20 protein-coding genes and 1 tRNA gene are annotated in these 24,761 nt (G+C 71.8%); 10 read left to right on the top strand and 11 right to left on the bottom strand.

The annotated features are described in order from the left end of the window. Positions 1 to 83 precede the first annotated feature (83 nt). Positions 84 to 1,076, top strand: coding sequence for a PAC2 family protein (locus F7R91_RS00870; protein WP_150943371.1), 993 nt, complete (start codon positions 84 to 86; stop codon positions 1,074 to 1,076). Positions 1,077 to 1,100: 24 nt separating this feature from the next. Here F7R91_RS00870 and F7R91_RS00865 read toward each other — a convergent pair whose 3' ends face one another. Further along, a complete protein-coding gene (locus tag F7R91_RS00865) occupies positions 1,101 to 2,054 on the bottom strand; it encodes an SMP-30/gluconolactonase/LRE family protein (protein ID WP_150943369.1) in 954 nt (317 codons plus the stop codon). A gap of 255 nt (positions 2,055 to 2,309) precedes the next feature. Between F7R91_RS00865 and F7R91_RS00860 the strand changes: the two genes are divergently transcribed. Continuing rightward, on the top strand, positions 2,310 to 4,058 hold the full coding sequence (locus F7R91_RS00860) for a S8 family peptidase (protein WP_150943367.1): 1,749 nt from the start codon (positions 2,310 to 2,312) through the stop codon (positions 4,056 to 4,058). A 90-nt stretch (positions 4,059 to 4,148) separates the two neighbouring features. Beyond that, the gene (locus tag F7R91_RS00855) at positions 4,149 to 4,697 is read left to right on the top strand and encodes a hypothetical protein (RefSeq protein WP_150943365.1); all 549 of its coding nucleotides are present in this window, start codon (positions 4,149 to 4,151) and stop codon (positions 4,695 to 4,697) included. 118 nt (positions 4,698 to 4,815) lie between these two features. Here F7R91_RS00855 and mshC read toward each other — a convergent pair whose 3' ends face one another. The 4 genes from mshC to F7R91_RS00835 all read right to left on the bottom strand — a co-directional run bounded on the left by mshC (position 4,816) and on the right by F7R91_RS00835 (position 8,347). Beyond that, positions 4,816 to 6,045, bottom strand: a complete 1,230-nt coding sequence (mshC, locus tag F7R91_RS00850) for a cysteine--1-D-myo-inosityl 2-amino-2-deoxy-alpha-D-glucopyranoside ligase (RefSeq protein WP_150943363.1) — start codon at positions 6,043 to 6,045, stop codon at positions 4,816 to 4,818. Positions 6,046 to 6,158: 113 nt separating this feature from the next. Next, a complete protein-coding gene (locus F7R91_RS00845) occupies positions 6,159 to 6,992 on the bottom strand; it encodes an SCO1664 family protein (protein WP_191971295.1) in 834 nt (277 codons plus the stop codon). After that, complete coding sequence (locus F7R91_RS00840; RefSeq protein ID WP_150943361.1) at positions 6,956 to 7,546, bottom strand: DUF3090 domain-containing protein; 591 nt, start codon at positions 7,544 to 7,546, stop codon at positions 6,956 to 6,958. Before F7R91_RS00840 ends, F7R91_RS00845 begins: the two co-directional genes overlap by 37 nt. Positions 7,547 to 7,660: 114 nt before the next feature. Continuing rightward, a complete protein-coding gene (locus F7R91_RS00835; RefSeq protein WP_150943359.1) occupies positions 7,661 to 8,347 on the bottom strand; it encodes a histidine phosphatase family protein in 687 nt (228 codons plus the stop codon). A 95-nt stretch (positions 8,348 to 8,442) separates the two neighbouring features. Between F7R91_RS00835 and F7R91_RS00830 the strand changes: the two genes are divergently transcribed. Next, entirely contained in the window at positions 8,443 to 9,441 is a 999-nt protein-coding gene (locus F7R91_RS00830) for a magnesium and cobalt transport protein CorA (RefSeq protein WP_161064760.1), read from the top strand. Between the two features lie 40 nt (positions 9,442 to 9,481). Here the strand turns inward: F7R91_RS00830 and F7R91_RS00825 are convergent, their stop codons facing one another. Beyond that, positions 9,482 to 10,270 carry a ferritin-like domain-containing protein gene (locus tag F7R91_RS00825; protein ID WP_150943357.1) on the bottom strand — a complete coding sequence of 263 codons (789 nt, stop codon included), beginning with the start codon at positions 10,268 to 10,270 and terminating at the stop codon, positions 9,482 to 9,484. A 247-nt stretch (positions 10,271 to 10,517) separates the two neighbouring features. Beyond that, positions 10,518 to 11,573: an LLM class F420-dependent oxidoreductase gene (locus F7R91_RS00820; RefSeq protein ID WP_150943355.1), complete on the bottom strand. Its 1,056-nt coding sequence runs from the start codon at positions 11,571 to 11,573 to the stop codon at positions 10,518 to 10,520. Positions 11,574 to 11,770: 197 nt separating this feature from the next. Between F7R91_RS00820 and F7R91_RS00815 the strand changes: the two genes are divergently transcribed. Beyond that, positions 11,771 to 12,754 carry an aldo/keto reductase gene (locus F7R91_RS00815; RefSeq protein ID WP_150943353.1) on the top strand — a complete coding sequence of 328 codons (984 nt, stop codon included), beginning with the start codon at positions 11,771 to 11,773 and terminating at the stop codon, positions 12,752 to 12,754. Further along, the gene (locus tag F7R91_RS00810) at positions 12,751 to 15,096 is read left to right on the top strand and encodes a helix-hairpin-helix domain-containing protein (protein ID WP_150943351.1); all 2,346 of its coding nucleotides are present in this window, start codon (positions 12,751 to 12,753) and stop codon (positions 15,094 to 15,096) included. The genes F7R91_RS00815 and F7R91_RS00810 overlap by 4 nt, the downstream gene beginning before the upstream one ends. A 67-nt stretch (positions 15,097 to 15,163) precedes the next feature. Here F7R91_RS00810 and F7R91_RS00805 read toward each other — a convergent pair whose 3' ends face one another. Next, positions 15,164 to 15,880, bottom strand: coding sequence for a hypothetical protein (locus tag F7R91_RS00805; protein WP_150943349.1), 717 nt, complete (start codon positions 15,878 to 15,880; stop codon positions 15,164 to 15,166). Between the two features lie 47 nt (positions 15,881 to 15,927). Here F7R91_RS00805 and F7R91_RS00800 point away from each other — a divergent pair, with 47 nt between their 5' ends. Continuing rightward, a complete protein-coding gene (locus F7R91_RS00800; RefSeq protein ID WP_007380901.1) occupies positions 15,928 to 16,116 on the top strand; it encodes a DUF5703 family protein in 189 nt (62 codons plus the stop codon). 66 nt (positions 16,117 to 16,182) lie between these two features. On the opposite strand, the gene F7R91_RS00795 is transcribed toward F7R91_RS00800, so the two are convergent. From F7R91_RS00795 to F7R91_RS00785, 3 genes are all read right to left on the bottom strand, one after another. Then, positions 16,183 to 17,034, bottom strand: a complete 852-nt coding sequence (locus F7R91_RS00795) for a chaplin (protein WP_150943347.1) — start codon at positions 17,032 to 17,034, stop codon at positions 16,183 to 16,185. A gap of 179 nt (positions 17,035 to 17,213) precedes the next feature. Then, the gene (gene chpH / locus F7R91_RS00790) at positions 17,214 to 17,447 is read right to left on the bottom strand and encodes a chaplin ChpH (RefSeq protein WP_150943345.1); all 234 of its coding nucleotides are present in this window, start codon (positions 17,445 to 17,447) and stop codon (positions 17,214 to 17,216) included. Between the two features lie 138 nt (positions 17,448 to 17,585). Then, positions 17,586 to 18,911, bottom strand: coding sequence for a M20/M25/M40 family metallo-hydrolase (locus F7R91_RS00785; protein WP_150943342.1), 1,326 nt, complete (start codon positions 18,909 to 18,911; stop codon positions 17,586 to 17,588). 163 nt (positions 18,912 to 19,074) lie between these two features. Here F7R91_RS00785 and F7R91_RS00780 point away from each other — a divergent pair. The 3 genes from F7R91_RS00780 (at position 19,075) to F7R91_RS00770 (ending at position 24,733) form a co-directional block, all read left to right on the top strand. Beyond that, positions 19,075 to 19,159: transfer RNA gene (locus tag F7R91_RS00780), tRNA-Leu, on the top strand. A gap of 271 nt (positions 19,160 to 19,430) precedes the next feature. Then, positions 19,431 to 23,303 (top strand): Pls/PosA family non-ribosomal peptide synthetase, encoded by a 3,873-nt coding sequence (locus tag F7R91_RS00775; RefSeq protein WP_150943340.1) that lies wholly within the window; start codon positions 19,431 to 19,433, stop codon positions 23,301 to 23,303. Positions 23,304 to 23,389: 86 nt separating this feature from the next. Then, a complete protein-coding gene (locus F7R91_RS00770; RefSeq protein WP_150943339.1) occupies positions 23,390 to 24,733 on the top strand; it encodes a M1 family metallopeptidase in 1,344 nt (447 codons plus the stop codon). Positions 24,734 to 24,761 lie beyond the last annotated feature (28 nt).

Below are 24,761 nucleotides of genomic sequence, written 5' to 3'. Positions count from 1 at the left end.
CCCGTGCAAGGGGGCTGCGGGCGCCCCCGCCGCACGCCGTAAGGTTGGGACGTACGCGAGGGCACGTCGGAAGGAGGCACTGGGTGATCGAGCTCGAGGGGGTTCCCGAGCTGATCGACCCGGTCATGGTGGCCGCGTTCGAGGGCTGGAACGATGCCGGCGACGCCGCCTCCACCGCGGTCGGGCATCTGGACAGGGAGTGGAAGGGCGAGGTGTTCGCGGCGCTGGACGCCGAGGACTACTACGACTTCCAGGTGAACCGCCCCACAGTGTGGCTGGACGGCGGCGTCCGCAAGATCACATGGCCCACGACCCGTCTTTCGGTGGTCCGGGTGGGCGGCGAGAAGCCGCGCGACCTGGTCCTCGTCCGCGGGATCGAGCCGTCGATGCGGTGGCGTTCGTTCTGCAACGAGCTGCTCGGATTCGCCCATGAGCTGGGCGTCGAGCTGGTGGTGATCCTGGGCGCTCTGCTCGGTGACACCCCGCACACACGTCCGGTTCCGGTCAGCGGGGTCACCTCCGACGCGGACCTGGCCCGCCGTATGGACCTGGAGGAGACGAAGTACGAGGGTCCCACCGGCATCGTCGGCATCCTTCAGGAGGCGTGCACGCACGCGGGCGTACCGGCCGTGTCACTGTGGGCGGCGGTGCCGCACTATGTGTCGCAGCCGCCGAACCCGAAGGCGACGCTGGCTCTGCTCAACCGCCTGGAGGACCTCATCGACGTGCGCATTCCGCTGGGCGAGCTGCCCGAGGACGCGCGCGCCTGGCAGGTGGGCGTGGACCAGCTCGCCGCCGAGGACAGCGAGGTCGCCGAGTACGTCCAGACGCTCGAGGAGGCCCGCGACACCGCGGAGCTGCCGGAGGCGTCGGGCGAGGCGATCGCCCGGGAGTTCGAACGGTATCTGCGACGCCGGGACGGGGCGGGCCCGTCGGGCTCCGGCGGACACGCCACCGCGGACGGCGGCGACGGCCCGTCGTCGACCTCGTATCTGCGGGACAACCCCAGCGGTCGTACCAAGCCGCCGAAGCCGCCGAAGCCGGGTACGGACGACGACGAGTCGTCGGAGGACTGAGCGCGCGGGCCGGCGCAGGGCCGGTTACACCCGGTCCACCGCCACCGCGTCGTACTCGGTGTCGGGCGCCGGCTCGACGTCGAAGCGCGCGTTGGGCAGGTACAGGCGCCGGCCCCAGGCCGCGACCGTGGTCGGGATGCGGAAGCGCGGGTCGGTGATCCGGGCGATCGCCGTGCCCCTGGTACCGGCCGCGTTCAGCCGGAACACATCGATCGCGTTCTGCTGCTGCTGAACGGCGTACAGGATCCTGCCGAGCAGCAACAGGCCGTCCCCGTTGGGCAGTTTCGCGTCGTGGAGATCGACGGCGCGGGCCACGCCGGTTGCCGGGTCGACCCGCATCAGGCCGCCGCCGTTCGCCACGGCGTTGACCACGAGCAGGGCGCTGCCGTCGGGTGTGCGCTCGATCCCGTTGGCGGTGAAGTCGTCGCCCTGCTCCCAGTCGCCGGTCAGCGGCACGGTCTCCACGGTCAGCGGCGCGCCGTGCCGGTCGAGGAGCAGCTTGTGGAGCACGGCCCGGAAGGAGTCGGTGAACCAGGCGGCGCCCGGGGTGAGGATCACGTCGTTCACGAACCTGCCGTCGGTGGCGTACACCTTCTCGATCTCGCCGGTGCGGCTGTTCACGGTGCGCAGCTCTCCGCTGACGCCGCCGGCGAGGAAGAGTCTGCCGTGGCGGTCGGTCTTCAGGCCCACGGTGGGGTGTGAGGCGCCGAGGCCCTTGCTGATGACGGAGCCCCGGCCGGTGGCGAGGCTCGCCCGGTAGATGTCGCCGTTCGCGAGCGAGCCGAAGTACGCGAACGGGGCCGAGCCGATGGTGATGCCTTCCGGCTGGAAGCCGTTCGGCAGAGGGAACTCGGCGGGCCACGCGCTCTGCTGTGTTCCGGTCGCGTGGGCGGTGCCGCCGAGCAGTGCCGCGCCCGTCAGGGCGGCGGCGCCGGTGAGGAATCCACGACGTGCGAAGGAGCGGTCGGTGGGTGGCACGGTGCGTCCTTCCGCAGGGGGCCGGCGTGGCCGGCCGAACGGGTCAACAGACACTCTCACCCCATCACATGACCGTGGCCCCCGCAGCCTTTGGCCGGTTTGCTGCGTGACATCTGTTTCAGGACGGATTGCACACGTTACCCAATTCGACTTGTATCAAACCGAGTTGCCGAAACCGCTCTGGACGGACCGCCGTGTGCGTGCTTGGTTGGGCCCCGAAGGCGCACCCGCACGGACCGAAGGGAGCGGTACCCGATGACCGAGCAGGTACAGCCGGCGCAGGGCCCGGGAGCTTCCGGGCCGGGGCCCGACGGAGCGGGATTCACCTATCGAGGAGCCGAGCAGGAACTGATCGTCGTCGCCCGCCCCGAGGCCCGGCTGCGCGCCCGCGCCGAGGGCGTACGGTCGGCGGCGGGCGCCGATGTGTCCGCCCTCAACATGTTCCTCAGCGACGAACAGCTCACCCTGGAGCCGCTGTTCGGCAGCGAGGAACGCGTCCGGCAGCCGGCGGCCGCGGGCGCCGGCGACGAGCCCGATCTCGCGCAGTTCTACCGCGTACGCGGCGGCGGCAGCCGGGCCCAGGAGCTGCGCTCGCGGATCGCCGCGCTGCCGGGCATCGACACCGCGTATGTGAAGCCGGGCGCCGTGCCCGCCTCCCTGGGCGCGACGGGGCAGGTCGCGGGCGGCACCGACGACGGCCGCAGGCTGAAGGAGGGCTCGCCCGTCACGCCCGACTTCAGCAGCCGCCAGGGCTATCTGCGGCCCGCGCCGGCGGGGATCGACGCCCACTGGGCCTGGCTGCGGCCGGGCGGGTCGGGTCAGGGTGTGACGGTCATCGACGTGGAGGGCGCCTGGCAGCTGGGGCACGAGGACCTCGCCGCCAAGCTCGCCGGAGTCGTGGTGGGCACACCACTGACCGACCTGGCGTGGCGCAACCACGGCACCGCCGTCATCGGGGTGATCGGCGGCGACCGCACCGAGTACGGCATCACCGGCATCGTGCCCGAGGCGGTGACCGCGGCCGCCTCCTTCCAGGACGTCGGCACCGCCGCGGCCATCCACGCGGCGGCCGACCGGCTCGCCCCCGGCGACATCGTGCTCGTCGAACTCCACCGCCCCGGACCGCGGTTCGACTTCGAGGAGCGCGACGACCAGCGCGGCTACATCGCGCTGGAATGGTGGCCGGACGACTACGCGGCCGTCCGGTACGCGACCGCCAAGGGCGTGCTGGTGGTGGCGGCCGCGGGCAACGGCGCCGAGTCGCTCGACGACGCGGTGTACGAGCGGCGCCCCGACGGGTTCCCGCAGTGGTGGCGCAACCCGTTCAACCCGTCCAACCGGTCCTCGGGTTCCGTCCTGGCCGGCGCGGGCGCCCCGCCGCCCGGCACCCACGGCCGCGACCACGGCCCGGACCGCTCGCGCCTCGCGTTCTCCAACTACGGGGCGCGGCTGGACGCGCAGGGCTGGGGCCGCGAGGTCACGACGACCGGCGGCTCCTGGGACCGGCCCGGCGACCTGCAGGGCGGGCCCGAGGAGATCGCCTGGTACACGGACACGTTCTCCGGGACCTCCTCCGCCTCCCCGGTGGTGGTCGGTGCGCTGGCCGCACTGCAGGGCATGCTCAAGGCGGCCGGCCAGGCACCGATGTCCCCCGCGCGGGCTCGCGCCGTGCTGCGTGCGACGGGCTCGCCGCAGCAGGACGCGCCGGGCCGGCCCGCCTCCCAGCGGATCGGCAGCAGGCCCGACATCAAGGCGGCGGTCGCCCATCTGCTGCCGGAGGCGGTCGGCTCGGGCCGGGCCGAACGGTACTGGGACGAGCTGCTGCCGTATCCGCGTGAACTGCCGCCCAGGCTCCGGCTGTTCGTGGCCGGCTCCTGGCGCAGCCTCAACCATCCCTCTCCCGAGATCCGCCAGGCGGTGCAGGCCGCCTTCGCGACGGGGCGGCCGGACGTCCGTGTGTGGTTCACGGACGACGAGATCGTCGGCCTGGTGGTCACGGGCTGAAGCGAGGCCGGCCGAGAGGAGGCCGGCCCGAGGAAGCCGACCGAAGTGAACCCAACCATCGCTCAACACATGACGGAAGGTGGCACCCGCATGAGCACCACCCCGCAGATGAGCCAACTGGGACAGCAGCAGGGACAGATGTTCCCGAGCACGTCGCCGTACGGGCAGCAGCAGTTCGGGCCGCAGCAGGGCTACGGCACCCAGCAGGGCTACGGCCAGCAGCCCCTCGCGATGAGCGGCTCGCTGGAGCAGCTCCACCAGCTCGGGCAGCAGCAGCCGTACCAGCAGCTGCTCCAGCAGCTCGGGCAGCAGGGCTACGGTCAGCAGCAGCACCAGCAGATGGAGCAGCAGGTGCAGCAGCAGCTCCAGCAGGTCACGCAGGCCGCGATCCAGCAGGTCTCGGCCCAGGTCCTGCAGGCCGGCATCGCCAACGGCTACATCGACATCGTGCAGCCGCTGCCGGGCCAGCCGCAGCAGATCTTCCTGCGCTTCCAGGACGGGCTCCGGGTGCTCAACAACCCGACGCCGCAGGCGCACCACGAGATCCAGGAGGCGTTCGCCTTCGGGCACCAGGTGGTCGGCATCTGGGACAGCGCGTCACCGGCGATCCTGCGCAGTGTCCGGATCCAGAAGCTGTGACGGGCGAGCCGTGACGAGCAGCAGTGACAGGCCGTCGCTGATCGGCTGATCCGCGCCTGACATCGAAGGGCGCTGCCTCCCCGTGGGGAAGGCAGCGCCCTTCTCGTGCCCGAGGTGGCTACAGGGCCACGCCCAGCAGCGCGTCCACGGCCCGGGACACCACGCCGGGTGCGCCCTCGTCGGTGCCGCCGCGCTCGCCTTGGAGCGCCACCCAGCGGTCCACGGCGGCCAGCGCGGCCGGGGCGTCCAGGTCGGCGGCGAGGGCCTCGCGGATCTCCTCGACGAGCGCCTCGGCGGGCGGGCCGTCGGGCCGTGACACGGCGGCGCGCCAGCGGCCGAGCCTGGCGACGGCGTCCTGGAGGACCTGGTCGGTCCACTCCCAGTCGGCCCGGTAGTGGTGGGAGAGCAGCGCGAGGCGGATGGCGGCGGGGTCGACGCCGTCCCGGCGCAGCTTCGAGACGAAGACGAGATTGCCCTTGGACTTGGACATCTTCTCGCCGTCGAGGGCGACCATGCCGGCGTGCACATAGGCCTTGGCCATGGGGAACTCGCCGGTGAGCACCTGGGCGTGGGAGGCGCCCATCTCGTGGTGCGGGAAGGCGAGGTCGGAGCCGCCGCCCTGGACGTCGAAGCCCATGCCGAGGTGGTCGAGGGCGATGGCGACGCACTCGATGTGCCAGCCGGGGCGTCCGCGGCCGAGCGAGCCGCCGTCCCAGCTGGGTTCGCCCTCACGGGCGGCCATCCACAGCATCGGGTCGAGCGGGTTCTTCTTGCCGGGGCGGTCCGGGTCGCCGCCGCGCTCGGCGGACAGCAGACGCATCGCGGCGGCGTCCAGGTTGGACACCTTGCCGAAGTCGGGGTCGGACTCGACGGAGAAGTAGATGTCCCCTTCGAGCTCGTAGGCGGCGCCCGCCTCGCGCAGCCGCTGCACGAGCGGCACGATGCCGGGTATCGCCTCGACGGCTCCGATGTAGTGCTGCGGGGGCAGCATCCTGAGGGCGGTCATGTCCTCACGGAAGAGGGCGGTCTCCTTCTCGGCGAGGGCCACCCAGTCGACACCGTCGCGCACGGCCCGCTCCAGCAGCGGGTCGTCGACGTCGGTGACGTTCTGGACGTAGTGAACCTGCCGCTTGGTGTCGAGCCACACGCGCTGCACGAGGTCGAACGCGTTGTAGGTCGCCGCGTGACCCAGGTGGGTCGCGTCGTACGGGGTGATGCCGCAGACGTAGATACGGGCGACGGGACCGGGGTCGAGGGTGACGAGTCCACCGGTCGCGGTGTCGTGGATCCTCAGGTCGCGGCCCTGACCGGGCAGGGCGGGGACCTCAGAAGCGGGCCAGGCATGCATGTCATGAGCCTAACCGGACGGATGTTCCGTATACGAACCGGACCGAGCCGGATGACTGGTTGGGCGTTCTTGCGCGATGGCGGCGACTGTGCTTCCGGGAGCCACGCCTGCGCCTATACGGGCGGCCAGGGAATGGCCGGCCACTCGCCGCTCGGCTCAGGGTGCTTCCCGCTGTCCAGCAGCGCAGCCACCCGCGCGCGTGTGGCGTCGAGCTCGGCACCGGTGATCAGTCCGGCCAGCCGCCTGGCGAGCGCCCCAGCCGGGTGGAGGGCTTCGGCGAGGCCCTCCAGCACCTCGACCGCTTCGCCCGTCAGGGGTTCGCCCGCCCAGCCCCACAGCAGGGTGCGCAGCTTGTCCTCGGCGTTGAAGGTGACCCCGTGGTCGATGCCGTACAGACGGCCTCCGGCGGCCGGCAGCAGATGGCCGCCCTTGCGGTCCGCGTTGTTGATCACGGCGTCGAGCACGGCGAGCCGGCGCAGCCGCACGTCGTCGGCGTGCACCAGGAGCGCCGGCCTGCCGTCACCGACCTCGGCGAAGCCGATCGCCTTCCAGCCCGGTCCGGGCTCCTCGCCGTCCACCAGCGCGAGCAGCTCGTCCGCGGGCGTCACCTCGATCCACAGCTGGCACATCCCCTCGCCGTACGGCCCCTCCCGCAGCACCGTGGGCGGGACGAGCCCCCAGCCGGTCGCCTCGGAGACCTCGTACGCGGCGACCTCGCGCTGGGCGAGCGTCCCGTCGGGGAAGTCCCACAGGGGCCGCTCCCCGGCGACCGGCTTGTAGATGCAGGCGGCCTCGTGTCCGTCGTGGCTCACCGTGCAGTACAGCGCCGCGTTGGACGCCTCACGGATGCGCCCGCGCACGGTCAGCTCGCCCTCGGCGAGCAGTGCGGCGGGCGGCAGCGCAGCGGACCTCACGCTCCGCGGCGGTATCCGTTCTGGCGCGGACATACGTGTCCTTCCGGATCGAGCGGGAGGCTGCACAGCGGACACGGCGGCCGCCCGGCGTTGACGACGTCGAGGGCGCGTTTGGCGAAGGCCCTGGCCTGCGCGCCGGTGAGCCTGACCCGCAGCATCGGAGGGCCGTTCTCCTCGTCCTGCAGGAGCCGCTCCTCCGCCTCGGCGAGATCCTCCTCGGAGTCGGCGTCGAGTTCCACGAGGGCCTGCGCCTCGACGATCATGCGCTGTTCCTCGCCGTCCCAGGCGAGGGCCATGGTGCCGACCCGGAACTCCTCCTCGACGGGTGTCTCCAGGGGAGCCGTGTCGGAGATCTCGTTGGGCGCCATGGCGGGGACAGCGGCGTTGCCGCCGCTGCGGCGCACGACCTCGTCGAGGAGTTCGTCCATGCGCTCGGCGAGGGCGGCGACCTGGGTCTTCTCCAGGGCCACGCTGGTCGACCGGGAGCCGGCGGTGGCCTGGAGGAAGAACGAACGGCGTCCGGGCAGTCCGACCGTACCGGCCACGAAACGGTCCGGTGGGTCGTAGAGGAACACCTGACGGGACACGTCCTGTCTCCATTGGAATCGTGGATCGGCATGGGACCGGCGGACCGCACCCGCTGCGTCGGTGCAGGCAAGTGCGGCGCTACTGCGACCGCTTCACCCTACTGCGCCCGACGATCACGGTGCTCCCGCACCGCCCCCCACCGGGGCGTCGTCGGCCGGAGGCTCCTCGCGCGGCACCAGGGACGCGAAGTCGCCCGTGTCGCCGAGCCGGATGAGAAACGGCCTCAGGCGTGTGTAACGGATGGCGGTGATGGAACACGGTTCAACGGAAATCCGCTGGAAGAGGTCGAGATGAAGTCCGAGTGCGTCGGCGACGAGCGACTTGATGATGTCGCCGTGCGAACACATGAGGTAGACGGCGTCGGATCCGTGATCGCGCTCCACGCGCGCGTTCCAGTCTCGCACCGCTTCGGCCGCCCGTGCCTGCATCGACCGCATCGATTCGCCGCCCGGGAACTCGGCCGCCGACGGGTGCGCCTGCACGACCTCCATCAGCGGCTCGCCGCTGAGCTCGGACAGCTTGCGGCCGGACCAGTCGCCGTAGTGGCACTCGCCGATCCGCTCGTCGGCCTGGGCGCTCAGGCCTGGCCGGGCCTCAAGGAGCGGGCGGATCGTCTCCTGGCAGCGTTGCAGGGGGCTGGTGACGATCTCGGAGACCGGCAGCCCGGCGAGCCGGCCGGGCAGCGCGGCGGCCTGGGCCCGGCCGCGCTCGTCGAGGGCGACCCCGGGCGTCCACCCGGCGAGCACTCCCTCGGTGTTGGCGGTGGATCGTCCGTGCCGGACGAGGATCAGCGTGGGCATGCGGCCCAGGGTAGGCCTTCGCCCGCCACCGACCGGAGCGAGGCCGAAAATGGATCAGGGTGCGCTATGAGGCGGTTGGCGGGAGAATACGCTCCGTGATCGTCGATTGCGCCATCTACCGGGAAGGGCGCCGGACGGAGGGGCCGGAGGACCTGTCCGACGCCCTGGATCTGTGCCGTCTGGAGCACGACGCGTTCGTCTGGATCGGTCTGTACGAGCCCACGGAGAAGGAGTTCGACCGGGTCACCCGGGAGTTCGGGCTCCATCCGCTGGCCGTCGAGGACGCCCTGAAGGCGCATCAGCGCCCCAAGCTGGAGGTGTACGACGACTCGATGTTCATGGTCCTCAAGCCGGTGGGGTACGAGCCGAAGAGCGACATCGTCTCCTCCGGCGAGGTCATGGTCTTCATCGGCGACTCGTTCGTGGTGACCGTCCGGCACGGCGAGGAGGCGCCCCTCGGGGCCGTGCGACGCCGTCTGGAACACGAGCCGGAGATCCTCCGGCACGGCCCCACGGCGGTGCTGTACTCGATCGCCGACGCCGTGGTCGACCACTACGTGGACGTGGCCGGCGAGCTGGGCACCGACCTGGAGGAGCTGGAGGCGGAGGTGTTCTCGCCGACCGGCGGCGGCTCCCGGCACACGGCGTCCCGCATCTACGCCTTCAAGCGGCAGATCCTGGAGTTCAGGAGGGCCACGGGTCCGCTGGCTCAGCCGCTGTCCCGGCTCGCGGGCACGGGCATGTTCGGCGTGCGCGTGCCGTTCGTCCACGACAAGGCGCAGCCCTTCTTCCGGGACGTGAGCGACCACCTCACGCGCGTGAACGAGTCGGTGGAGGGACTGGACCGGCTGGTGTCCGACATCCTCTCGGCGCACCTCGCGCAGATGAGCGTCCGGCAGAACGACGACATGCGGAAGATCTCCGCTTGGGCGGCCATGGCCGCGATCCCCACGATGCTCGCGGGGATCTACGGCATGAACTTCGACCACATGCCGGAGCTGCACTGGGTGTGGTCGTATCCGGCGCTCGTCGCGCTGCTGGCGTTCCTGGAGGTCGTGCTGTACCGGACGTTCAAACACAGGGGCTGGCTGTAGGGCGCGGTTTCCGGATCTTTCCGGGGGTCGCGGGTGCCCGTCAGGCGAAGTCGGGGGCCGTCGTGGCGGGGCCGCCGAGGGCGTCGCGGCGTTCCGGCATCTTCAGGGTCACCATCCGGCGCCAGCCGACGACCCGCTCGTAGGCGTACACGGCGTGGATGCCGGCCGCGAGCGCCGCGGACTTCGCCTTCGGCCAGCCGAGGATGCGCCCCATGTGGGCCATGACGGCGAGGCTGACGTCGCGGTAGATACGGATCTCCGCCAGCGCGCTCTCGCGCAGTGTGCGCTGGATGGCGCGGCCGTGTCCGGCGTACGCGAAGCGGAGAAGTTCCTCGTGGCAGTAGGCGAGGTGGTTGTCCTCGTCGTTGGAGATCATCTTCACCGCCCGGCCGATGTCGGGGTGGTCGGCGAAGTGCTTGCGCAGCAGTTCCATCTGCTCGGAGGCGCGCTGCTCGGTGACGCGGCTGTGGGCGAGGTAGGTGACGATGTCCTGCACGCTCAGGCGCTCGTCGCTCTTGAGCTTCTCGTGGGCGAGGCCGATGCCGTGCCGCTCCAGGAGCATCGTGTAGTCGGTCTCGGGCGGGACCGGGACGGGTTCGAGGCCGCGCTTCTTCAGCAGGGCGTTGAAGATCCGTCCGTGCTTGTCCTCGTCGGCGCCGTGCCGGGTGATCTTGGGAGCGAGTGCGCGTTCGTTCTCCGGGACGAGCGCCGCGATCCGGGCGTTCTCCCAGCCGCCCTGCGACTCCCCGCTGGCGGCGATGGAGCAGAACAGCCGGAAGGACTCGTCGTGGTCGAGGATCTCCTGGAACAGACTCTTGGCCGAAAGCATCGTGGACACCTCTCCGCAGCATTCCGCAGGATTCCCGCAAAGAACGAGTCAAATGCGGCGCGAGAGGTGCTGCAACAGCTGTGTCGGACAACTCCTCCAAAAGGAGGACCCCCGGGTCACGACGGGGGCGTAACCCGGCGGGCTCCGGCGCGTTGTTCTGCGTGACGGCCGTGGCGGGGAAGACCCCCGAGCCCCCACCACGGCCGCAGAAAACTTCGCTGGTGTACGCGCGTGTGGTGACGGTGTGTCACGCGAGCCCGGCGTGCTCCATGGCCTCGACCCCGGCCCGGAGCGAGGTGAGCCGCTCGTCGAGCGTGAAGCCCGCGGGGGCGAGGGTCAGGGTGGTCACCCCGGCCTCGGCGTAGGCCTTCATCCGGTCCGCGATCCGGCCGACGGACCCGAGCAGCGCGGTCTTGTCGATCAGGTCGTGCGGTACGGCGGCCGCGGCACCCTGCTTGTCGCCGGCAAGGTACTTGTCCTGGACCTCGGCCGCCTCCTTCTCGTACCCCATGCGCTGGGCGAGCTGGTTGTAGAAGTTCTGCTTGCGGCTGCCCATGCCGCCGACGTAGAGCGCGGTGTAGGGGCGGAAGGTGTCGGCGAGCGCGGCCACGTCCTTGTCCTCGCCGACGGCCAGGGGCAGCGTCGGGCACACGTCGAAGCCGTCGAGGGTCTTGCCCGCCTTCTCGCGTCCGGCGCGCAGGTATGTGATCGCGGTGTCCTCGAGGTGGTCCGCGGAGGGGAAGATGAGCAGGGCGCCGTCCGCGATCTCGCCGGTCTGTTCGAGGTTCTTCGGCCCGATGGCGGCGATGTACAGCGGGATGTGCTCGCGCTGCGGGTGCACGGTCAGCTTGATCGGCTTGCCCGGGCCGCCGGGCAGCGGCAGCGTCCAGTGCTGCCCCTCGTACGACAGCCGCTCCCGCGTCATGGCCTTGCGGATGATCTCGACGTACTCGCGGGTGCGGGCAAGGGGCTTGTCGAACTTGACGCCGTACCAGCCCTCGGAGACCTGCGGACCGGAGACGCCGAGGCCGAGCCGGAAGCGGCCGCCGGAGAGCGAGTCGAGGGTCGCGGCGGTCATCGCGGTCATCGCGGGCTGGCGTGCCGGGATCTGGAAGATGGCCGATCCGACGTCGATGCGCTCGGTCTGGGCGGCGACCCAGGTGAGCACGGTGGCCGCGTCGGAGCCGTAGGCCTCGGCGGCCCAGCACACGGCATACCCGAGCCGGTCCGCCTCCTGCGCCACGGCGAGATTGTCCGCGTCCATTCCGGCACCCCAGTAGCCGAGGTTGATCCCGAGCTGCATGCCGATACCCCTTACCAATCAGTAACGTCGTTGTTGCGGAGACAGTAGCGCGGCGGTGGCGGCGATGGGCAGGCGCGCCCGGCACAGTGGCGGACCACACGGCGCGACGAAACCCGTATCAACGCCGGTAACAGCCGGGAAAACTGGTTATCCACAGGCCCCCACATGGCAGGTTCTGGCCAGTAATCTCGGCGTTCATGGAGCAGAGGCATCTCGGCCGCACCGGCCTGCGCGTGTCCCGGATCGGACTCGGCACCCTCACCTGGGGCCGGGACACGGACGAGCACGACGCCGCGGACCTCTTGAAGACGTTCTGGGAGGCCGGCGGCTCCCTCGTCGACACGGCTGACGTGTACGGCGACGGAGAGGCCGAGTACCTGCTGGGACGCCTGATGGAAGGCCTCGTGCCCCGCCGGGACCTGGTCGTCTCGACGAAGGCCGGCAGTGTGCCCGACCCGGACCGGCGTGTCGACGGCTCCCGCGGGCATCTGCTCTCCGCCCTGGACGCCTCGCTCACCCGGCTCGGCACGGACTACGTCGACGTCTGGCACGTCCATGCCTTCGATCCGTTCACACCGCTGGAGGAGACCCTCCAGGCGCTCGACCTGGCGGTCAGCAGCGGCCGCGCCCGCTATGCAGGCGTCTCCAACTTCTGCGGCTGGCAGCTGGCCAAGGCGGCGACCTGGCAGCTCGCGGCCCCGGGCACACGGACCCGCCTGGCGAGCACACAGCTGGAGTACTCGCTGCTCCAGCGCGGCGTCGAACGGGAGGTGCTGCCGGCCGCCCTGGACCTCGGGATCGGTCTGCTGCCCTCTTCACCGCTCGGCCGCGGCGTCCTGACGGGCAAGTACCGCAACGCGACGCCGCCCGACTCACGGGGCGGCTCGGAGCACATGGCCCCCTTCGTCGAGCCGTACCTCGACGACACGGCGAGCCGCATCGTGGACGCGGTGTCGACAGCGGCGGACGGACTCGCGGTAACGCCCCTCCAGGTGGCCCTCGCCTGGGTCCGCGACCGGCCGGGGGTGACCGCGCCGATCGTCGGCGCGCGCAACGCGCAGCAGCTCACAGCGGCGTTGTCAGTGGAGGCCCTTAGTCTTCCTGACGAGATCTGCCGGGCGCTCGACGATGTGTCGGCGCCCCTGCACCGCTATCCCGATCACGACTGGAGCACGCTGTGAGCACCGAGCCGGAGCCCACCGAGGGCGCCGAGGACGCCGAGCCGGTGACGCCGGACGCCGGGGCGGAAGGCGGCGCACCCGTACCCCCGGCTGCCGCCGGCGACCGGGCCGCGCAGGACGAGGACGCGGCGGGGGGCGAGCCGGGCGGAGCCGCGGAGAGCGGGGGCGGCGAGGCCCCGGCCGACGGAGGCGACGCCGAGACCGCGGCCTCCGCGGAAGACAGTCAGGGGCAGTTGTCCGAGGCCGAGGCCGAGTTGGCCGCCCAGCGGGTCGAGCGGGAGCGGATCGCGCGGCGGAAGGCCCAGAAGCAGAGGCCCGTGGACAGCGGGAGCAAGCTCAGCGGCCGGGCCGCCGACCTGCTCGCGGCCGTACGGGCCGTGGAGAGCGGCGAGAAACCCGTCGCCACCGCCTTCCGCGAGCCCACGCCCGCACCGCGCCGTCCCGCCCCGGAGCCCAGGCCGCAGCCCGTGTCCCCCGAGACCGCCGCACCCTCGGCTCCCGCACCGCAGACCGTGGACGCCGCGCTGCGCGTACTCGCCGCCGGGGGCGCGCCGGACACGCTCGCGCCGCAGGCCGCCGCCGCCCTGGGCGAGGCGGCGGACGAGCGGCTGCGGGCGGACCCCTGGCAGTTGCTGCGGGTCGGCGGAGTGCGGCCGGAGCAGGCCGACGGCTTCGCGCGGACACTGCTCGGCGCGGAGTGCGGCCCGGGCGACGAGCGGCGGGGCCGGGCGGTCACCGTCTGGCTCCTCGAGCAGGCGGCCCTGGCCGGGCACACCGCCCTGGAGCTACCGGCACTCGTCGCCGCACTGGGCAGACAGTCCGTGCCGGACCCGGACGCGGCCGTGCAGGACGCGATCGCGGAGGGCGAGGCCCTGGTCTTCCAGGACGCCGTGGACCAGCCCGGGGTTCCGGTCCGGGCGGAGGGCGAGCCCCAGAGGGACGACGGGGACGACAGGGACGACGCGGATGACCAGCGCCCGGTCCGCGTCCTCGTCGGACTGGAGCGGTACGCCCTCGCGGAGGAGAGCCTCGCCGACGGCCTGGCCCGGCTGATCAACTCGGTGCCCAAGGAGGACGGTTCGGCCGCGGACTGGGAGGGTGCCGCCGACTCCGCCGAAGGCGCCGCCACCGAGCTGATCCGGGCCGTCGCGGGCCATGGCCTGGTCCTGCACACCGGCGCAGACGCCTCGCTGGCCGAACCCGCGGAGCTGCTGCGCGCGGCGCATCGGCTCGGGCTGCGCGCCTGGGCGGCCGCGCACACCCCGCTGGGGCGCGCCCGGTTCGCGACACTGACGGCAGAGGGCGACGCGGGTACACCCGCCGGGTCCGGCACTCCGGAGCATGCCGCGTCGACCGGCCCCGGTGTCGCCACCGTCGCAGGGCTGCTGTCCGGCGTCGAGGGGCCGGGTCGGGACGCGGACGGCGCTCTGGACCTCGATCTGCTCGTCGTGCTCGACGCGCCCCAGCTGGACGTCGAGACGGCCGCCCTGGTCACGGAGTCGCTGCCGGACGGAGCCCGTCTGGTCCTGAGCGGGGACCCGGCGGTGCTGTGGTCGGCGGGCCCGGGCCGGGTCTTCGCGGACCTGCTGGCCGCGCGGGTCTGCCCGCAGATCGCCTCACGGCGGCCGGACCCCGGGCCGCTGGGCGAGCTGGTCTCCGGCATCGGCATCGGCGAGCTGAACCAGGTCGAGGCGCCCGGCAAGGAGATCGTGATCGTGCCGGTGCGGGACGCGGGCGAGGCCGTGCACCGGACGGTGCAGCTGGTCGCGGACTCGGTGCCGCGCGCGATCGGGGTCCCTCCCGAGGAGACCCAGGTGATCACTCCGGGGCATGGCGGCGCGGCCGGCACCCGCGCGCTGAACGCGGCGCTCAAGGAGCGGCTCAACCCCGGTCCCGGCCGGTTCGGCGGCTTCGACCCGGGCGACCGGATCGCCTACTCGCCCGCACCGGGCCGTACGCTGCCCGGCCGCGTGGTGAAGGCGGACGCCGACGGGCTGCACCTGTCGTGCGCGGGCGAGAGCGTCGTCGTAGCGAAGGAGCGGGTGGAGCAGTCCGTGCGGCATGGGTGGGCGCTGACCGCGCACCAGGCGGTGGGGTGCCGGTGGCCCGCGGCGGTCGTGGTGCTGCCCGGCGATGCCGTGCAGTCCCTCAGCCGTCCCTGGGTCTACACCGCGTTCGGGCGGGCGGGCCGCCATCTGTCCGTGGTGCACGGTGTGGAGCAGGCGCTGCCGAGGGCGGTGGCGGAGGTCCCGGCGAAGCCGCGCACGACCCGGCTGCCCGTGCTGCTCGCCCCGCAGGTTCCGGCGGGGCGAGCAGCCCCGCAGGTTCCGGCGGCGGGCTGAAACGGGCGACAGCGGCGGCCCGGGGTCGTCCCCGGGCCGCCGCCGTCGCACCGGCCGGCGTGCCGGCTCAGCGATCCGCGTCCAGCGGTTCCAGCTCGTCCTCGAACTCCTCGTCCGTGTCGTCCGCGTCCTCGCCGTCCTCCGCGTCCTCGTTCACGTCCTCTTCGAGGTCGTCGTCGAGTTCCTCGTCGAACACCGCACTGACGTCGAAGCGGCAGACCACCCGCTGCGGGTCGACCTGCTCGAACGGCGCCTCCAGCCATTCACCGGGGCCGGCCGGTTCGTCGGCGGCCGTCACCCAGAGCGTGGAGTCGCCCTCCTCCAGCCCGAACTCCTTGTGCCGGGAGGCGATCTCGTCCGGCTCGAACTCGCCGAAGAGGATGCCCAGCGCCCCGTGGACCGTGGCGGCGGCCTGCGTGCCCGTGTCCTCGTCCTCCACCGCCTCGACCCGCTCGGCCTGCGCCAGCAGCCGCTGCGGCTCCGCCACGGCGTAGTCGCGGCGGATCAGCACGCTCAGCGCGTTCGGTTCCTCGGGACCCGTGTACGGCGGCAGCGAGTCGTCCGCGCCGGGGATCTCGAAGGGCGTGACCTCGTCATAGCGGTCGTAGAGCAGCTCGTCGTAGGCCTCGGCGGCCGCGGCCAGGTCGTTGAACGCCTCGTAGACGGCCGTGTCGTCCTCCCCGGACCTGCGTTCGACCGCGGCCAGGTGGCGGTCGAGCGCGGTCTTGACCGCCTCGGCGGCGGCGCGTACCTCGGCAGCGGTGGGCTGCGCAGCATCAGACATAGTGCAGACGCTATCCGTACCGGGCCCCAGCCCGCACAATAGATGCGATGCCGGAATACGAATTTGTCGATGTGTATGTACCGCGCGGGGTCTCCCGCAAGGACGCCACACGTCTGCTGACGGACCATGCCGAGTACGGACACTGGGAGTTGGACCGCCTGAGCCTGATGCGTGACGGCAGCCGCAGGGTGCGATTGCGTCGGCGGATCATCCGCCAGGTGCGCGCCACATGGTGAGCTGAGGCGACCAGAACGGAGCGGGCCCCGCCGAGGCGGGGCCCGCTCCGTTGCGCCACCGTTCCACTACGCCGAGGCACGGGCCTTGCGGTACAGCACCGCGCCCGCCAGCAGCGCTCCCGCGCCGACCGGCAGGGCCAGACCGATCGGCAGGTCGCTTCCGGTGTGCGCGAGCTGCGCGTCCCCGGGCGGGACGACCGACCGGCCACCCGGCTGGTTGACGTTCGTGGAGCCGCCCGGCGTCTGGCCGCCCGTGGCGGGCGGGGTGCTCGGGGAGCCGGGCTGCCCGGGCTGACCCGGATTGCCAGGATTTGCCGGGTTACCTGGGTTGCCTGGAGTACCCGGGTTTCCGGGGTTACCAGGGTTTCCGGGGTTACCAGGGTTTCCGGGGTTACCAGGGTTTCCGGGGTTACCAGGGTTTCCCGGATTGCCCGGATTGCCCGGGTTCCCCGGCTGCCCAGGATTCCCCGGCTGTCCCGGCGTACCGCTCCCGGAACCGCCACCGTTCACGCAGTCGTTGCCGGCGGCGACATTGCCGACCCCGATGACGTTCACGCTGTTGCCGCACACATTCACCGGTACGTCGACCGGCACCTGGACCTGATTGCCCGAGCCGACACCGGGCGAGTCGGTGGTGCGCCCGCCCGCGTGCGCGCCCCCGTTTCCGCCGGAGCCGCCCTTGTTGGCGCACTTGTTGCCCACCGCCGGGTTCAGAACCCCGACGACATTGACGGTGTTGCCGCAGACGTTCACCGGCACATGCACCGGCACCTGCACGGTGTTGCCGGACAGCACGCCGGGCGAGTTCGAACTGGAGCCGCTCGCGCCCGAGTCGGCGTGGGCGGCACCGCCCGCGGCGGCGATCACACCGGTCGCGGCCGCCACGGTCATCAGGCCCTTGCGGGTGACCTGTCGCATTGCTGAATCCCTGCCTTCGACTTGTCCCGAAATCCCGAAGTCCCGAAGTCCGAAGTCTCGAAATCATGGAACCGGAATTCTGGAACCGAAATCCCGAACGAAAGGCCGGTCGGCCCCGGAGCGAATGGCATGCGCTCCGGGGCCGACGGGCTCAGAGCCTCATGGGGCGAGGCACAACGTCACTGATTGACGCAGGTGTTGCCGAAAGTGGGGTTCAGCAGCCCGATCACGGAGACCGTGTTGCCGCAGACGTTCACCGGGACGTGCACGGGCACCTGGACGAGATTGCCGGACAGGACGCCCGGGGAGTGCACGGCGGCACCCTGGGCACCCGAGTCGGCGACGGCCAGGCCCGCGCCCGCGAGAATCAGCCCACCAGTGGCAACCGCAGCAGCGACGACCTTCTTGATCATTATTCCTCCTTGTAGGCAATGCGATCCCAAGTTCAGCGGATCACAACACCAGTAACGAGGATGGAGTATTGGAGCTACGAGCGTATGGTCGGCTTCACTCTTCTCAGTCAACTCCGTACACGCAGCCGAATACTTGCATCAGGACGCGTCAATGAACCGGTCGAGCACCCGCACGCCGAACTGGAGGGCATCCACCGGCACCCGCTCGTCGACCCCGTGGAACATGCCCGCGAAGTCCAGCTCCGGCGGCAGCTTCAGCGGCGCGAACCCGAAGCCCCGGATGCCCAGGTCGTCGAAGGACTTGGCGTCCGTGCCGCCGGAGAGCATGTACGGGATCGCCTTCGCGGCCGGGTCCTCGGCGAGCAGTGCGGACTGCATGGCCGCCACGAGCGTCCCGTCGAAGCTCGTTTCGAGGGCCTTGTCGGCGTGCACGTCCTCGCGCCGCACGTCCGGTCCGAGAATGCGGTCGATGTCGGCGAGGAACTCCTCCTCGAACCCGGGCAGGAAGCGCCCGTCGACGTGTGCGGTGGCCTCGCCCGGGATGACGTTCACCTTGTAACCGGCGTTCAGCTGCGTGGGGTTGGCGGTGTTGCTCAGGGTCGCGCCGATGAGCTTGGCGATGCCGCCGAGCTTGGCGAGCGTTCCCTCCATGTTCTCCGGATCGAGCTCGGTGCCGAGCGCGTCCCCGAGTTCGTCGAGGAAGGCGCGGGTCGTCCTGGTGACCCGTACGGGGAACGTGTGCCGCCCCAGCCGGGCGACGGCCTCCGACAGCTCGGTGATCGCGTTGTCCCGGTGGATCATCGACCCGTGCCCGGCCGTGCCCGCCACGGTGAGCTTCATCCAGTGCATGCCCTTCTCGGCGGTCTGGATGAGATAGAGCCGCCGCTGCTCGTTCACGGTGAACGAGAATCCGCCGACCTCGCTGATCGCCTCGGTGACCCCGTCGAAGAGGCCGGGGTGCTTGTCGACGAGGAACCGCGCCCCGTACGTACCGCCCGCCTCCTCGTCCGCCAGGAAGGCGAGGACGATGTCGCGCGGCGGCCTGCGCCCGCTGCGCAGCCGGTCCCGGACGACCGCGAGGGTCATCGCGTCCATGTCCTTCATGTCGACGGCGCCGCGCCCCCACACGCACCCGTCCGCGATCTCGCCGGAGAAGGGGTCGTGGGTCCAGTCGGCGGCGTTGGCCGGTACGACGTCGGTGTGGCCGTGGATGAGCAGCGCGGGCCGGGACGGGTCCTCGCCCTCGATACGGGCAACGGTGGACGCCCGCCCCCTGTGCGACTCGAAGATCTGGGGTTCGAGACCCACCTCGGCGAGCTTCTCGGCGACGTACTCGGCCGCCTGACGCTCGCCGGGACCCGAGTGGTCGCCGTAGTTGCTGGTGTCGATCCGGATCAGCTCGCGGCAGAGGTCCACGACCTCGTCCTGACCGGTGACGCCCTGGGCCGTGTCCGTGTCGCTCACGCTGCTTCCTCCCGCTGTCACTGCTGGTGGTCCTCCTCATCCTGCCCTTCCGCGCGCCCGCGCCCCAAGGTGCGGGGCCGCGACGAGGGGTGATCGGCCACCCGGGAAAGCCTGGTAATGTTTCCTCTGTCGCCGCGGGGAAACCCCGCGCGACAGACACCTTGTCCGGGTGGCGGAATGGCAGACGCGCTAGCTTGAGGTGCTAGTGCCCTTTATCGGGCGTGGGGGTTCAAGTCCCCCCTCGGACACACGAGATGAGTGAGGGTCGCGACCATGAGGTCGCGGCCCTCACTCGTTGTGTGGGGGATGTCTCGTTCACGTGAAGATCACCAGGTCAGCGCCGATCCCCCGGCCGCCCAGGCTTCCCCGAACGGCCCTCTTCGAATGGTGATCCGACCATCCCGAACCTAGGTTGTACTAAAATTTCCGGCTTGTTACGAAGCCGGGCCGGACAACCCCAGGCAGACCTGAGGGCCCGCCGGCGCCCCGGAGCTTCCGGGATCGAGACACGAGGACCTGATGGCAGCCATACAGGAGAGCAGTGCTCTCGGTCTGCTCGACGAAGAGATCCGTGAGCGGTTCGGTGACACAGCACGTTTCTCCGGGGGGCACGCGGCCTCTCCCCGCACGCTCGTCGACGTCTTCGACGCCTCCGTGCGGTCGTACCCCGATGAGCTCGCACTGGACGACGGCACCACCCGGCTCACCTATCAGGCACTGGCCGTCGAGGTGGAGCAGCTTCGGCGCAGGCTCGGCGCCGCCGGGGTCGGACTCGGCGACCGGGTGGGCGTCCGTGTCCCGTCGGGCACCAATGATCTGTACGTCGCCATTCTCGCCGTACTGGCCGCAGGGGCCGCCTACGTCCCGGTGGACGCCGAGGACCCGGACGAGCGGGCCGAGCTGGTCTTCGGGGAGGCCGGGGTGCGGGCCGTCATCGCGGGCGGACACGAGATCGCCGTCCATGGCTGGTCCGAGGCCCGCGCCGCGCGTCCCGGTGTCGAGCACGACGCTTGGATCATCTTCACCTCCGGCTCCACCGGGAAGCCGAAGGGCGTCGCCGTCAGTCACCGCAGCGCCGCCGCGTTCGTGGACGCCGAGGCCGCGCTGTTCCTCACCGACGACCGGGTCGGGCCCGGCGACCGGGTCATGGCGGGGCTCTCCGTCGCGTTCGACGCGTCCTGCGAGGAGATGTGGCTGGCCTGGCGGTACGGGGCGTGTCTGGTGCCCGTGCCGCGCGCGCAGGTCAGGAGCGGGGCCGATCTCGGGCCCTGGCTGGTCGAGCAGGAGATCACCGTCGTCTCGACGGTGCCGACGCTGGCGGCCCTGTGGGAGCCGGAGACCCTCAACGACGTACGCCTGCTGATCTTCGGCGGCGAGGCCTGCCCTCCTGAGCTGGTGCAGCGGCTGGTGACCGAGGGACGCGAGGTCTGGAACACCTATGGGCCCACCGAGGCCACCGTGGTCGCCTGCGCGTCGCTGATGAGCGGTGAGGAGCCGATCCGGATCGGGCTGCCGCTGGACGGCTGGGAGCTGGCCGTCGTCGACGAGGCCGGGGAACCGGTGCCGATGGGCGGCACCGGGCAGCTGGTGATCGGCGGGGTGGGGCTCGCCCGGTATCTCGACGCCGAGAAGGACGCGGAGAAGTACGCGCCGCTGGAGTCGCTCGGCTGGGAGCGGGCGTACCGCAGTGGTGATCTGGTCAAGGCGGAGCCCGAGGGGCTGGTGTTCCTGGGGCGGGCCGACGAGCAGATCAAGCTCGGCGGGCGGCGGATCGAGCTCGGCGAGGTGGACGCGGCTCTGCAGGCGCTCCCCGGTGTCGCGGGCGCGGCGGCCGCGGTGCGCACCGCCCGCAGCGGCAACCAGCTTCTGGTCGGGTATGTCGTCACCCAGGAGGACTGGGACCAGGCGGCGGCCGTGGAGAAGCTGCGGGCCGAGCTGCCCGCCGCGCTCGTGCCGCTGCTCGCGCCGGTCGACGACCTGCCGACCCGCACGAGCGGCAAGGTGGACCGCAAGGCGCTGCCCTGGCCCCTGGAGGGCCTGGAGACCGGCGGCCCCGCGGAAGAGCTGTACGGGACGGAGGCCTGGCTCGCCGAGCAGTGGCGGGAAGTCCTCGGCATCGCTGTCACGAGCGCCCGCGACGACTTCTTCGCGATCGGCGGCAGCAGTCTGGCCGCCGCCCAGCTGACCACACGGCTGCGCACCCGGTACCCGAGTGCCGCCGTCCTCGACATCTACCAGCAGCCCGTGCTGCGCAAGCTGGCCCGCCGTCTGGAGGAGTCCGCGCCGGACGACGGCGCGGACCGGGTGATCGCCCCGGTGCCGGTGCGCGCCAAGGTGATCCAGCTGTTGCTTCTGGTTCCGCTGTTCACACTGCTGGGGCTGCGCTGGACGGTGCCGCTGGCCGCGCTCGGGAATCTGCTGCCCGCGTACGCCTGGCTGCCGACCGCTCCCTGGTGGCTCGTGGTGACCGGCGCCCTGCTGCTGTTCACCCCGCCCGGACGGCTCGCGATCGCAGCGGGCGGGGCGCGGCTGCTGCTGCGCGGCGTGCGGCCCGGGCGCTACCCCCGCGGCGGGAGCGTCCATCTGCGGCTGTGGGCCGCCGAGCGGCTGGCCGAGTTCAGCGGGGCGACCTCGCTGACGGGCTCGTGGCTGGAGCGGTACGCGCGGGCGCTGGGCGCCAAGGTCGGGCCGGAGGTGGATCTGCACTCGCTGCCGCCAGTCACCGGCATGCTCAAGCTGGGCCGGGGCGCGGCCGTCGAGTCCGAGGTGGATCTGTCCGGGTACTGGCTGGACGGCGACCGGCTGGAGATCGGCCCGGTCAAGGTGGGCGCGCACGCCGTGGTCGGCACGCGCAGCATGCTCTTCCCGGGTGCCCGGGTCGGCAAGCGGGCCGAGGTGGCGCCCGGGTCGGCCGTCACCGGTCAGATTCCCACCGGTCAGCGGTGGGCGGGCGCGCCCGCGGTCAAGCTCGGCAAGGCGAAGCGCAACTGGCCCAAGGAGCGGCCCCGCCGGGGCACGTACTGGCGTGTGATGTACGGCCTGACGGGCATCGCGCTGGCCGCGCTGCCGGTGCTGTCCGGCCTGGCCGCGCTCGCCGTCGCCCTTGAGTTCGTCCCCGCGGGCGGCTCGCTCGGCGAGGCGGTCAGGGGTGCGGCCGTCGCCCTGGTGCCGGCGACGCTCGCGTTCGGGCTGGCGTACGCCGTGCTGCTGCTGATCGCCGTACGGCTGCTGAGCCTCGGCCTGCGCGAGGGCACGCATCCCACGCACAGCCGCGTGGGCTGGCAGGCCTGGACCGTCAGCCAGCTGATGGACCGCTCGCGGGAGACCCTGTTCCCGCTGTACGCCGGGCTGGTCACGCCGGTGTGGCTGCGGCTGCTCGGGATGCGCGTGGGGCGGCGCGCCGAGGTGTCGACCGTGCTGGCGCTGCCGAGCCTGACCACGGTCGGCGACGGCGCGTTCCTCGCCGACGACACGCTGACCGCGCCGTACGAACTCGGCGGCGGCTGGGTACGGATCGGGCGCGCGGAGATCGGGCGGCGGGCCTTCCTGGGCAACTCGGGGATGACCGCGCCGGGGCGGAGCGTGCCGGACGGCGGACTGGTGGGTGTGCTGTCGGCGACGCCGAAGAAGGCGAAGAAGGGCAGCTCGTATCTGGGGCTGCCGCCCGTCAAGCTGCCGCGCAGCACCTCCGACGGCGACCACAGCAGGACGTACGAACCGCCGGCGCGGCTGCTGTGGGCCCGCGGTCTGGTGGAGCTGTGCCGGATCGTGCCGGTGTTCTGCTCGGCTGCCCTGGCAGTCCTGACGTTGGCGGCGCTGTGCGCGCTGGGCATGTGGGCGGGGCTGCTGTCCGGTTTGGTGCTGCTCGGGGCGGGTGTCCTGGCGGGCGTGGTATCGGTGGCCGCGAAGTGGCTGCTCGTGGGCCGGCACCGCAGCGGCGAGCATCCGCTGTGGAGCGGGTTCGTGTGGCGCAACGAGCTGGCGGACACCTTCGTCGAGGTGCTGGCCGTGCCGTGGCTGGCCGGTTCGGTGCCGGGGACACCGCTGATGACCGCGTGGCTGAGGGGTCTTGGAGCCCGTATCGGCAAGGGCGCCTGGGTGGAGAGCTACTGGCTGCCGGAGAGCGACCTGGTGACACTGGAGGACGCGGCCACCGTCAACCGGGGCTGTGTGCTGCAGACGCACCTCTTCCACGACCGGATCTTGCGGACGGATACTGTGGTCCTCCGTGAGGGCGCCACGCTGGGCCCTGGCGGAATCGTCCTGCCGGGCAGCACGGTCGGAGCCCGTACGACGTTGGGTCCGGCCTCGCTCGTCATGGCGGCGGAGTCCGTTCCCGACGACACCCGCTGGCTGGGCAACCCGATCGAGGCATGGCGTTCCCGGAAGTGAGCGCGGCTCGGCCGGGTCCCGGGGACGATGCGTTTCTTCGCGATCCGGCACGACGTACGAGCACAGCGCAGGGAGCAGACGCAGCAGTGGCAGTTCAGCAGTCCGTGGGTGCGGACCCGTACTTCCCGGCCAATGGTGATCCCCGCTACCGGGTGCACCGCTACGAGCTCGTGCTGGACTACCGCCCGGGCCCGAACCGTCTGTCGGGGACGGCCCGGATCAACGCCATCGCGGGCCGGTCGTCGCTCACCGAGTTCCAGCTCAACCTGGCCGACTTCAAGATCGGCCGGGTCAGGGTGGACGGCCGGCAGCCGCACTACACCCACCGGGGCGGCAAGCTGCGCGTCCGGCCCGCGAAACCGCTGCGGGCCGGGGCCGCGTTCACCGTGGAGGTGCACTGGTCGGGCAACCCCAAGCCGATCGCCAGCCCCTGGGGCGGGCTCGGCTGGGAGGAGCTGGGGGACGGGGCGCTGGTGGCGAGCCAGCCGGTCGGGGCGCCGTCCTGGTACCCGTGCAACGACCGGCCCGGGGACAAGGCGTCGTACCAGATCTCGATCACGACGCCGTCCGCCTACGCGGTGGTGGCGGGCGGGCGGCTGCTGACCCGGACCACCAGGGCGTCGACGACCACGTGGGTGTACGAACAGTCGGCGCCCACGTCCAGCTATCTGGTGGGTCTGTCGATCGGGAAGTACGAGACGGTGCTGCTCGGCGACCCGGGGCTCGGCGGGGTTCCGCAGCACGGGCACATTCCGGCGCACCTGCTGCCCGAGTTCTCGCGGGACTTCGCGCGGCAGCCGGGGATGATGCACCTCTTCCAGCAGCTCTTCGGGCCGTACCCGTTCGACGAGTACGCCGTCGTGGTGACCGAGGAGGAGCTCGATGTCCCTGTGGAGGCCCAGGGGTTGTCGCTGTTCGGCGCCAACCATGTGGACGGGGCGAGGGGTTCGGAGCGTCTGGTGGCGCACGAGCTGGCGCACCAGTGGTTCGGCAACAGCGTGTCCATCGCCGACTGGCGGCACATCTGGCTGAACGAGGGTTTCGCGAAGTACGCCGAGTGGCTGTGGTCGGAGCGCTCGGGCGGGCGGAGCGCACAGCAACTCGCCACCGCCGCACACCGGTTGCTGTCCGGCCAGCCGCAGGACCTGCGGCTGGCCGATCCCGGCCGGAAGTCGATGTTCGACGACCGGCTCTACGAGCGCGGCGGACTCACCGTGCACGCCCTGCGCTGCGCGATGGGCGACGAGGCGTTCTTCCGTATGCTGCGCGCCTGGGCGGGGCTGCACCGGGGCGGCTCCGTCACCACGGCGACGTTCACCGCGCATGCGGCCCGGTTCGCGGCCGAGCCGCTGGACGACCTCTTCGACGCGTGGGTGTACGGGACGGCACTGCCCCCGCTGCCCTCGCCACAGGCGCGGGCAGCGGGGTAGTAGGGGCAGTAGGGCCTGTCGGACGTCG

This window comes from Streptomyces luteolifulvus (assembly GCF_008806595.1).
Lineage (GTDB): Bacteria > Actinomycetota > Actinomycetes > Streptomycetales > Streptomycetaceae > Streptomyces > Streptomyces luteolifulvus.
Note: the sequence above shows the minus strand (reverse complement) of the source record. Positions and strands in the feature narration are given on the sequence as shown.

What these genes read in the sequence shown, in the direction of transcription:
- F7R91_RS00860 (WP_150943367.1), top strand. Translation starts at nt 2,310, where the DNA reads ATGACCGAGCAGGTACAGCCGGCGCAGGGCCCGGGAGCTTCCGGGCCG.
- F7R91_RS00855 (WP_150943365.1), top strand. Translation starts at nt 4,149, where the DNA reads ATGAGCACCACCCCGCAGATGAGCCAACTGGGACAGCAGCAGGGACAG.
- mshC (WP_150943363.1), bottom strand. Translation starts at nt 6,045, where the DNA reads ATGCATGCCTGGCCCGCTTCTGAGGTCCCCGCCCTGCCCGGTCAGGGC.
- F7R91_RS00845 (WP_191971295.1), bottom strand. Translation starts at nt 6,992, where the DNA reads ATGTCCGCGCCAGAACGGATACCGCCGCGGAGCGTGAGGTCCGCTGCG.
- F7R91_RS00835 (WP_150943359.1), bottom strand. Translation starts at nt 8,347, where the DNA reads ATGCCCACGCTGATCCTCGTCCGGCACGGACGATCCACCGCCAACACC.
- F7R91_RS00825 (WP_150943357.1), bottom strand. Translation starts at nt 10,270, where the DNA reads ATGCTTTCGGCCAAGAGTCTGTTCCAGGAGATCCTCGACCACGACGAG.
- F7R91_RS00820 (WP_150943355.1), bottom strand. Translation starts at nt 11,573, where the DNA reads ATGCAGCTCGGGATCAACCTCGGCTACTGGGGTGCCGGAATGGACGCG.
- F7R91_RS00815 (WP_150943353.1), top strand. Translation starts at nt 11,771, where the DNA reads ATGGAGCAGAGGCATCTCGGCCGCACCGGCCTGCGCGTGTCCCGGATC.
- F7R91_RS00805 (WP_150943349.1), bottom strand. Translation starts at nt 15,880, where the DNA reads ATGTCTGATGCTGCGCAGCCCACCGCTGCCGAGGTACGCGCCGCCGCC.
- F7R91_RS00800 (WP_007380901.1), top strand. Translation starts at nt 15,928, where the DNA reads ATGCCGGAATACGAATTTGTCGATGTGTATGTACCGCGCGGGGTCTCC.
- F7R91_RS00795 (WP_150943347.1), bottom strand. Translation starts at nt 17,034, where the DNA reads ATGCGACAGGTCACCCGCAAGGGCCTGATGACCGTGGCGGCCGCGACC.
- chpH (WP_150943345.1), bottom strand. Translation starts at nt 17,447, where the DNA reads ATGATCAAGAAGGTCGTCGCTGCTGCGGTTGCCACTGGTGGGCTGATT.
- F7R91_RS00775 (WP_150943340.1), top strand. Translation starts at nt 19,431, where the DNA reads ATGGCAGCCATACAGGAGAGCAGTGCTCTCGGTCTGCTCGACGAAGAG.